General features: G+C 37.4%; 7 protein-coding genes. 3 read left to right on the top strand and 4 right to left on the bottom strand.

All coding sequences use genetic code 11. The features are described 5' to 3' along the window. The 4 genes from AWW78_RS03510 to AWW78_RS03495 form a co-directional block, all read right to left on the bottom strand. Nucleotides 1–1,893: efflux RND transporter permease subunit (locus tag AWW78_RS03510; RefSeq protein ID WP_047134222.1), on the bottom strand; the 1,893-nt coding region annotated here is incomplete at its 3' end. Between the two features lie 21 nt (nucleotides 1,894–1,914). After that, nucleotides 1,915–2,952, bottom strand: a complete 1,038-nt coding sequence (locus AWW78_RS03505) for an efflux RND transporter periplasmic adaptor subunit (RefSeq protein ID WP_047134217.1) — start codon at nucleotides 2,950–2,952, stop codon at nucleotides 1,915–1,917. Between the two features lie 8 nt (nucleotides 2,953–2,960). Next, on the bottom strand, nucleotides 2,961–4,277 hold the full coding sequence (locus AWW78_RS03500; RefSeq protein WP_047134216.1) for a TolC family protein: 1,317 nt from the start codon (nucleotides 4,275–4,277) through the stop codon (nucleotides 2,961–2,963). An 11-nt stretch (nucleotides 4,278–4,288) separates the two neighbouring features. After that, nucleotides 4,289–4,912: a TetR/AcrR family transcriptional regulator gene (locus AWW78_RS03495; protein ID WP_075426079.1), complete on the bottom strand. Its 624-nt coding sequence runs from the start codon at nucleotides 4,910–4,912 to the stop codon at nucleotides 4,289–4,291. A 186-nt stretch (nucleotides 4,913–5,098) separates the two neighbouring features. Between AWW78_RS03495 and mnmE the strand changes: the two genes are divergently transcribed. Genes mnmE through rsmG form a run of 3 tightly spaced genes read left to right on the top strand, consistent with a single transcriptional unit; the run spans nucleotide 5,099 to nucleotide 9,208 of the window. Continuing rightward, nucleotides 5,099–6,493, top strand: a complete 1,395-nt coding sequence (gene mnmE, locus AWW78_RS03490) for a tRNA uridine-5-carboxymethylaminomethyl(34) synthesis GTPase MnmE (protein WP_047134215.1) — start codon at nucleotides 5,099–5,101, stop codon at nucleotides 6,491–6,493. 47 nt (nucleotides 6,494–6,540) lie between these two features. After that, nucleotides 6,541–8,430, top strand: coding sequence for a tRNA uridine-5-carboxymethylaminomethyl(34) synthesis enzyme MnmG (gene mnmG / locus AWW78_RS03485; RefSeq protein WP_047134214.1), 1,890 nt, complete (start codon nucleotides 6,541–6,543; stop codon nucleotides 8,428–8,430). A 55-nt stretch (nucleotides 8,431–8,485) separates the two neighbouring features. After that, nucleotides 8,486–9,208 carry a 16S rRNA (guanine(527)-N(7))-methyltransferase RsmG gene (gene rsmG, locus AWW78_RS03480; protein ID WP_075426078.1) on the top strand — a complete coding sequence of 241 codons (723 nt, stop codon included), beginning with the start codon at nucleotides 8,486–8,488 and terminating at the stop codon, nucleotides 9,206–9,208.

The raw sequence follows: 9,208 nt of genomic DNA, 5'->3' as shown, positions 1-9,208 counted from the left end.
GACAAGCCTTGCCCCAACGGTTACAACATTGTTTCCTTCAACTTGGCCTGTTATTGTGGCAAAGCCTTGTTCGGTTGTTCCAACTCTCATAAAAATATATTTTCTCCATTTTTCAGGTATTTCCTCCGCTACAATTTTTTGTAATTGCTCGCCTACTTTTATCGTTTCATCAATTCTTGTCCCAACGGGAAGTTGTGCAATCACCTGAATTTGTCCCGTGTCACTTGCAGGGAAGAACTCAAAACCAACCAATCTAAAAAGTATGAACGAGCTAATAAATAAAACCAAAGCAGTAAGTATAACTATTGCCTTATGTCTCAAAGCCCAAGATATGAGGTTACCATAAAAACTTTCAATTGCTTGGAACCATCTTTCACTTGTGTTAAAAAGATTTGAAAGGAGTTTATTTTTTATTTTTTCCTGACCTTTCAACCATTTGGATGATAAGGTTGGGGTTAAAGTCAATGAAGCAAGGAGCGAAGTTAAAACCATTACTGTAACGAGTATCCCAAGTTCTTTGAAAAGGAAACCGGCTATTCCAGTTAAAAAAGCAAGCGGAAGAAATACAGCTATGTTAGTCAAGGATGAAGCAGAGATCGCAAGTCCAATTTCATTTGCAGCTATAACTGAAGCTGTTTGAGGATTTTCTCCTCGCTCAATGTGTCGAGTTATGTTCTCAAGCACAACTATAGCATTATCAACTACGATTCCAACTGCAATGGCAAGGGAGGCAAGTGAGATAAGATTTATGGTACCACCAATTAGATAAAGCGTTATAAATGCAACTATCAATGAGAATGGAATTGTTAGAATTATTATCAAACTTGCTCTGATCTTTCGGAGGAACAAAAGGACGACAAGAATTACAAAGATGCCCCAGTATACAATTGCGTTGCTTAAGTTTCGAAACGAATTTTTTATAAATTCAGATGAATCAAAAGCAATGTTAAGTTTAACATCCTTTGGCAATGTTTTTTCAATTTTGGGCAGAGCTTTTTTAACTGCATCGACAACTTCAATTGTATTTGCGGTTGCTTGTTTTTGGATAAAAAGTAGAACCCCGGGTGTATTGTTTATCCTAACATAAAGAGTTTGTTCCTTTATTGTGTCAATCACATCTGCCACATCCCTTAAATAGACGAGCGCACCCTGGTAATTCCCTATAACAGTTGATTTAATTTCTTCAATTGATTTAAATTCACCCGGGACACGAACGCTGTATTCTTTGGTTCCAACTTTAATTATCCCGGCTGGAAGAGAAAGATTTTCGGAGTTAAGGATTTGAGCAATTTGCGGTATCGATAAGTTATATGCCTCAAGCTTTTTAGGATCAACTCTTATTAAGATTTCACGATATGGTCCACCTATTGCAAAAACTGCGCCAACACCTGGAACTTGTCTCAACGGCTGTGCTATTTTATCTTCAATGATCTTATTGATCCCAGGGTAACTTTCACTTGAATTGATTCCAATCATCATAACGGGCAAAGTCGATGTGCTAAATTTAAAAATGGAAGGTTCTTCCGCATCATCTGGAAGTCTTCTTTTAACCCTGTCTATAGCATCTCTGATATCATTTGTTGCTTCAGCTATATCCGTGCCCCAATTAAATGTAACAGTTATAATCGAGATGTTATCTTTTGAGCTTGATGTGACTTTTGAAACATTGTTTATCGTGCTAACTTGTTCCTCGATTAGTTTTGTGACCTTTTGTTCAACGTCTTCCGCTGATGCACCCGGATAAATTGTGACGACGCTTATTGCTGGGGGTTCAAGCTTTGGAAGAAGGTCTATCGCAAGGCGTGAAAGAGCAAAGGCACCAAGAACTGCTAATGCCATATAAAACATTATGACGGTAACAGGTCTATTTACGGATAGCTTAGGTAAACTCATTTTTTACACCTCCGGTAAGTTTTACTCGATGACTTTTACTTTTGTTCCATCGGAAAGTTTTGTTTGTCCAGTTATCACAACCATCTCGTTTTCACTTATTCCACTTAATACTTCGACTTCTCCATCAAACTTTCTCCCAATTGTTATATTTCTCCTGTTTACAACATCACCCTGCACAACAAAAGCATAGTTTACATTTGAGCCAGGGAGTGGAACCACAGCTGATTCAGGAATTATTATACCTTGACCTTTGCCAACTTTTATTTTGACTCTCGCAAACATCCCGGGTCTTAAGAGAAACTGAGCATTTGGCACTTCAACCTCGGCTGAGAATGTTTTTGATATTGAACTTACAGCTGGATTTTTTTGAGATATCTTCCCGATAAACACTTTATCAGGGTAAACATCAACAATTACTTCGGCAGGTTGATTTAATTTTATCAATGGGAAATCTCTTTCGGCGATGCTTAATTTTATTTTCACAATATCCATTCTCATCAGGGTAACTATCCCAGGACCTCCAGCACCCGTTGGAACGAGTGTGAAAACCTCGCCCTCATTCATGAGCTTCTCGGTTACAATTCCGTCGAAAGGTGCACGAATTTGAGTATTAGAAAGAATGAGTTCATAAGAAGCTTTTGCTGCCTCATAATTTGCTTTTGCTCTTTCAAGTTGTTGTTCAGGGATCGAGCCAGTTTCAAAAAGTGACTTCATTCTTTTGTAGTCAGATTCCGCAAGCTCATATTGTATTTTCGCTTGGGTCAGTTGTTGAGTGTTCATCCGTGCGAGAATCTGTCCCTCTTTTACAAAGTCCCCTTCTTTTACATAAATTTTTTCTATCGTTCCAGACATTTGTGCGCCAACTCGAGCTTTTTGATAAGGTTCGACAGTTCCAGCATATTCGAGTATTATATCATAACTTCTTTTTACCGCTTTCGCCACTTTAACTGGGACTATATCTTCATTTAGATTATCTGATTTAGAGTTTTCATTTTTTGATGCACAGCCAAAGAAAATTAACCCAACAATTAGAAATGTGCTTAAAAACGATTTTTTCATTTCTCCTCCTAATAGTTTATTTTACCTATTAGCCTTTCAAGGTCACTTAACGCTGTAAGATAGTCATAAATTGCCTGTTGATAGTTTAATCGTGCTTGTGCAAAGTTCACTTCTGCGTTGCTGACTTCAAGTTGTGTTCCAACGCCACTTTCAAATCTTTTTCTTGCTATTTTATATCCGAGTTCAGCAAGTTCTACTGCTTTCTTCTGGGCCTCTATTCTTTTCTTCGATTGTTCAATTTTATAAATCGTGCCTTTTAATTCATTTTCGAGAGCCTGCTTTATAAATCGCAATCGTTCTGTTGACTGTTGAAGTGATACTCTTGCTTGATCAATTCTTGCTTGCGTTCCAAAACCTCTGAATATTGGGATTTGTAGTTGCAAGCCAATAAATGTTGTCCTTATCCACCTATATCGATTGAAGTTGAAATCGTTCGCTTGAGCTTGGTATTGAAGATTTCCCGTGAGAAATAGAGCAGGGAGGTGACCAGATAATTCGAGTGAAACAAGCGATCTCGATAGTTCTATTTGATATTCCGCCTGTTTTATGTCAGGATTGTTTTCATAAAGTTCTTTTAGAGCATTCGTATAATCAATTTCTGTAAAATTATCAACATTCATTTCTCCAACCACATCTATCTCTTGGTTGACATCAATCCCAAGAAGAAATTTAAGTGCATTTTGGGCAAGTTCAAGATTGTTCTCAGCTTGAACCAACAACGGTTGCAGGTTTTGATATTGAACTTGTGCGTTGATATAATCATATTCAGAGGCTATGCCTTGACGATACATCTTTTCAACGTTTTTCAGATTATCTTCGGCAAGCTCAATTCGCATTTTTGTTATTTTGTAAGCTTCTTTTACGAGGAGAACATTGTAAAAAGCCTTTTTTACATCACTTATCGTTTTCAAAGCGACACTTTTGTATGTTTGCTCCGCAATTAAACGCCCCTTATTTGCAGTATTTATTCCAGCATAAACAGACCATGAAAAAATGGGCATCTGAAGATTAACCAAACCAATGTAAGAGTTATCAAAGCCTATCTCGATCACGCCACCCGTTAACCTTCCAAATGGTGAATCTGGGGGGAGAAACAAAACGGGTTTCTTTAGGTATCTTGAATAACTTCCAGATAAAGTGATTTGTGGAATTAGGTTTGATCTTGCTTCAACAAGTTTTTCATCGGATTTGATAAGTTCAAGGCGAGCAGTTCTCACTTGATTATTGTTTTCAAGCGCTATTTTTACTGCATCTTCAAGTGTTAATACCTTAGGCTGTGATAGCAATGTTACTGGTAGAAGCACAAATAAAATTAATGCTTTCATGTGTTTCTTTTTTATTTGTTTTTTGATATTCCGTCAAAAATTATCTGGATGACTGCATCTGGCATTTCTTCAGGTTTTAAATCCACTTTGTTTTCAGTAATGCAACCATAGATGATATCTCTTAGCATGCCGTTGAAAGCCATTATGACAAGGTTTGGATTTATGTTCTTCAGTTTGCCGTTTTTAATGTCAGTTTTAACTATGTCAGTTAATATTTTTGAAATCTCTCTCAATCTTTCTATAACGTATTTTCTCGTTAATTCCCTTTCTTTGCTTTCCATTTGCATGCTCGCCTGCATCATAACATGGAATGAATAATTATTTTCGGTTAGGAAGAAACGGATGATATTAACGGCGTAAGTTTTTAGTTTCTCGCGGGCGCTTCCCTTGAGATTTTTTGCTTCCTCTGCAAATGATTGAACTTTATCGAAAACTGTTTTCAAGATTTCATGGAAGAGATGTTCTTTGCTTGGGAAGTAAAAATAAATGGCGCCCTTGCTGAATTGAGCATGTTCTGCTATTTCTTCAATGGTTGTGTCTTTATAACCCTTTTTACCAAACAGATATAGCGCAGATTCAATAATCTCTTGTTTGTGTCTTTCTTTGATTATTTCACGTCTTTTTGACTTTGACATGCTGGTTTATTTTGAGTTTTGATTTAATCAAAATATAACACTTTTCGACTTAAAAGTCAAATTTTGACCAATTGTTCAAAATTTAGTCAAGGGTTGTGAAGCATAGCGATAAAACTGCCTTATTTTTGATTTGAGGAGTTGATTTTTTAAATTGAATGTAAAATCATATCAAATTTTAAACCTTTGATGAAATATCTTGAGGATACAATCGCTGCGATTTCAACGGCGATTGGAGAGGCTGGGATTTCTGTGATCAGGATAAGTGGGAAGGATGCGATAAAAATTGCTGATAGAGTTTTTAGAGGCAAGAAGAAACTTGAAGAAGTTAAAACCCATACGGCTCATTACGGGAGTATAGTTGATTCAACGGGGAAGGTGGTTGATTATGTAGTTGCCACTGTTTTCAGGGCGCCACATTCATATACGGGCGAGGATACAGTCGAGATAAGTTGCCATGGTGGAATTTTCGTCACAAGGAAAGTTCTTGAGACAATACTCGAAGCTGGAGCACGACTTGCGCAGCCAGGTGAATTTACCAAGCGAGCGTTTTTAAACGGGAGGATAGACCTTTCACAGGCTGAAGCAATTGCTGATTTGATACGTTCTGTGACCGACCTTGCATATCAAAGTTCGCTATCTCAACTTGAGGGTTCACTTTCGAGGAAGATTAAAAAGATGAGGGATGATTTGATAAATTTATGTTCGCTTGTTGAACTTGAACTTGATTTTGCGGATGAAGATCTTGAGTTTGTTGATAAGCCAGAACTTGCGAACAAGATTAGGGATGCGATAGCAGAAATTGATGAGTTAATAGAGACTTTTAAATACGGGAAAATTTATCGTGAAGGGGTAAAAGTTGTCATCGCCGGGAAGCCAAACGCTGGGAAATCAAGTTTATTGAATGCTCTTTTGAATGAAAATAGAGCTATTGTGAGCGATATCCCAGGAACGACAAGGGATATAATTGAAGAAAGCTTGAATATTGATGGTATTCTTTTCAGAGTCATTGATACAGCAGGTTTAAGGGAAACTTATGATATCATTGAACAAGAAGGAGTTAGAAGAGCAGAAGAACAACTTAAAAAGGCAGATATGATTTTACTTGTGATAGATTCGACCGATGAAATTAGTGAAAGTGATATGAGACTTTATCACCGTGTTTTAAATCTTGCAATGGATGAATCAAAGAAATGCATAATCGTTTTTAACAAGGTTGACCTTTTGGATGGAAGACAAATTCAAATGGAAAAAATAACGAATAATTTTCCAGTTGTTAATATATCTGCCTTAACTGGGTTTGGGCTTGATAAGTTGAAAAAGATAATGGTCGAGCAATCTTTCTTTGGAACAAATAGGACGGATGCAAGCGTTGTTGTTACAAATGTGAGGCATCGTGATGCACTTATTAAAGCGAAGCAAAGTTTGCTTTATGCTTTAAAATCACTCGAAGAAGGAATGAGCGGGGATCTTGTAGCTGTGGATTTAAGAGCTGGGCTTAATCATCTTGGCGAGATAATCGGGGAGGTGACAACAGACGATATTTTAAACAACATCTTCTCAAAGTTTTGCATTGGTAAGTAAAAGTGTTTCACGTGAAACATTTTGAAAACAAATTTTAAAGCAAAACGATGATAATAAATCCAACGATAGATGAAACTTACGATGTCATAGTTGTTGGTGGAGGTCATGCCGGAATTGAGGCGTCTTTAGCTGCTGCAAGAATGGGGATGAAGACGCTTCTTATGACAATGGATATAACTGCGATAGGACGAATGTCGTGTAATCCTGCGGTTGGCGGGACTGCAAAAGGACATTTGGTCAGAGAAATTGATGCGCTTGGTGGAGAAATAGGTAAAATTGCAGATGCAACCGCAATCCAATATAGAATTTTGAACAAGTCAAAAGGTCCCGCAGTATGGTCTTTAAGAACTCAAAATGATCGCGAGCAATATTCGATAGAGGCGCGAAAGCGTGTTGAAGCTCAAGAAGGGCTTGATATAATGCAAGATGTTGTGACCGAAATTTTTGTCGAAAATGGCAAGGTTGTTGGAGTTAGGACTGGGCTTGATATAAAAATTGCGTGTAAGGCACTTATAATTGCAGCTGGGACATTTTTAAACGGCAAGATGTATACGGGGCTTATAAGTAGAGTTGGTGGAAGGTTTGGCGAGCCTGCTGCAACGGGGCTTACGGAGTCACTTGAAAAACTTGGTTTTGTAAGCGGAAGGTTGAAAACTGGAACCCCGCCAAGAATTGATGCGCGAACCGTTGATTATTCAAAGGTTCAGGTTGAACCAGGAGATCCCGATGCTGAACCTTTTTCTTTCCAAACGAAAGAAATAATAAAGGATCAAATTCCCTGTTATTTAACATATACAAATGAAGAAACACACAAAATTTTAGAAAAAGGATTCGATCGATCGCCACTTTTTACAGGTCTTATCAAAGGTCGAGGTCCGAGGTATTGTCCTTCGATTGAAGATAAAGTTTATCGCTTCAGGGATAAAGAAAGACATCAGATTTTTCTCGAGCCTGAAGGAAGGGATACGCATGTAATGTATGTCAACGGTTTTTCGACAAGTTTGCCAGTTGAAATTCAACTTGCAGGGTTAAAAACAATACCTGGGCTTGAAAATGTGAAAATGCTTCGCCCAGGATATGCTGTTGAATATGACTTTTTCCCACCGCATCAATTGAAGTTGACGCTTGAAACAAAGCTTGTTGAAGGACTTTATTTTGCTGGACAGATAAATGGAACTTCTGGTTATGAGGAAGCCGCTGCACAAGGAATAATAGCTGGGATAAACGCTGCGCTTAAAATTAAAGGCGAGGATGAATTTATTCTAAAGCGAAGTGAGGCTTACATTGGGGTTTTGATTGATGATTTGATAAACAAAATCATTGATGAACCTTATAGAATGTTTACATCAAGAGCTGAATATAGATTAATGTTGAGACAGGATAATGCAGATAGAAGGTTGATGAAATATGGGTATAAATTTGGGCTGATACCGAGCGATGTTTACCAAAAGTTGCTTGAGAAAGAAGAAATGATCAAAGAAGCGCTTTATTTCGTTAAAAATAGAAGTGTTAAACCTTCCGAGGTCAATTCATATCTTGAAAGGATAGGTTCAAAACCACTTGAGCAAAATGAAAAGCTTGAACAACTCATAAAAAGACCTGAGGTTAATGTATCTGAACTTTTTGAGCTTGAAGCATTCAAGTCCGATGACATTCTGCAAAAAGTTTTGAGAAGGAAAGATGTATTAAGGCAAGTTGAGATCGAGGTAAGATACGAAGGATACATTCAGAGGCAACTTGAGGAGATCGAAAAGTTTGAGAAGTATGAGACGATGGAAATTCCGCCGGATTTTGATTATAATAAGGTTAAGTCGCTTTCAACCGAAGCCAGAGAAAAGTTGATGAAAGTTAGACCCAGATCGATAGGTCAAGCTTCGAGAATTTCCGGTGTTTCACCTGCTGATATATCAGTTCTCATGGTCTATCTGAAGGGTTAAAAGTGTTTCACGTGAAACACTTTTGATGTGATCGTTAAGTTAAAAAGTTTTTTCAATGAGCTTTGAAGAGTTTATCGAGATATGTAGTTTGAATGGTTTGGAGATTTGCGAGGATAAAGCGAGGCTTTTACAAAATTATGTAAATTTTTTACTTAGCTGGAATGAAAAAGTAAACCTGATCTCAAGGGAGGAAACAGACATTTGGGGTAGACATATACTTCATTGCATTTCACCTTTGTTTAAAATTGAGATTGAACCGAATTCTTTGGTGCTTGATCTTGGAACAGGAGGTGGGCTGCCGGGGATACCTTGGGCAATTTTAAATGAAAATGTAAAGTTTGTTCTTCTTGATGGAACACGGAAAAAAGTTGAAGCGGTATCTGATATTTTAAAGAGGTTGGGTCTTGGGAATGCCAAAGCAGTTTGGGGAAGGGCGGAGGAAATTTCAAAGTTAGAAGAATATAGAGGGAAATTTGATTATGTGATTTGCAGAGCTGTTGGAGAATTAAAAAAGATTGTTAAATGGAGTGTGGGATTTTTCAATTTTCAAAATTTCTCAAAAAAATTCTTGGAGAAAATAAATCAAAAGAGTTATCTTCATTCTGGTTCTTTAATTGTTTTCAAGGGTGGAGATATTGAAGGTGAGATTAAAGGTGCCCTTAGAACCGGTTTTGTGGCTGGCGTTGAAATTCTTGATTTAAATTTTCAAGGATTTGAAAAAGTAGGCTTTAAAGACAAAAAGGTTGTGTTAATGAAATTAACAACAAAAAAGGTGTAA

Origin of the sequence: Candidatus Kryptonium thompsonii (genome assembly GCF_001535985.1) — a bacterium.
Lineage (GTDB): Bacteria > Bacteroidota > Ignavibacteria > Kryptoniales > Kryptoniaceae > Kryptonium > Kryptonium thompsonii.
This window is presented reverse-complemented; position numbering and strand designations above follow the sequence as displayed.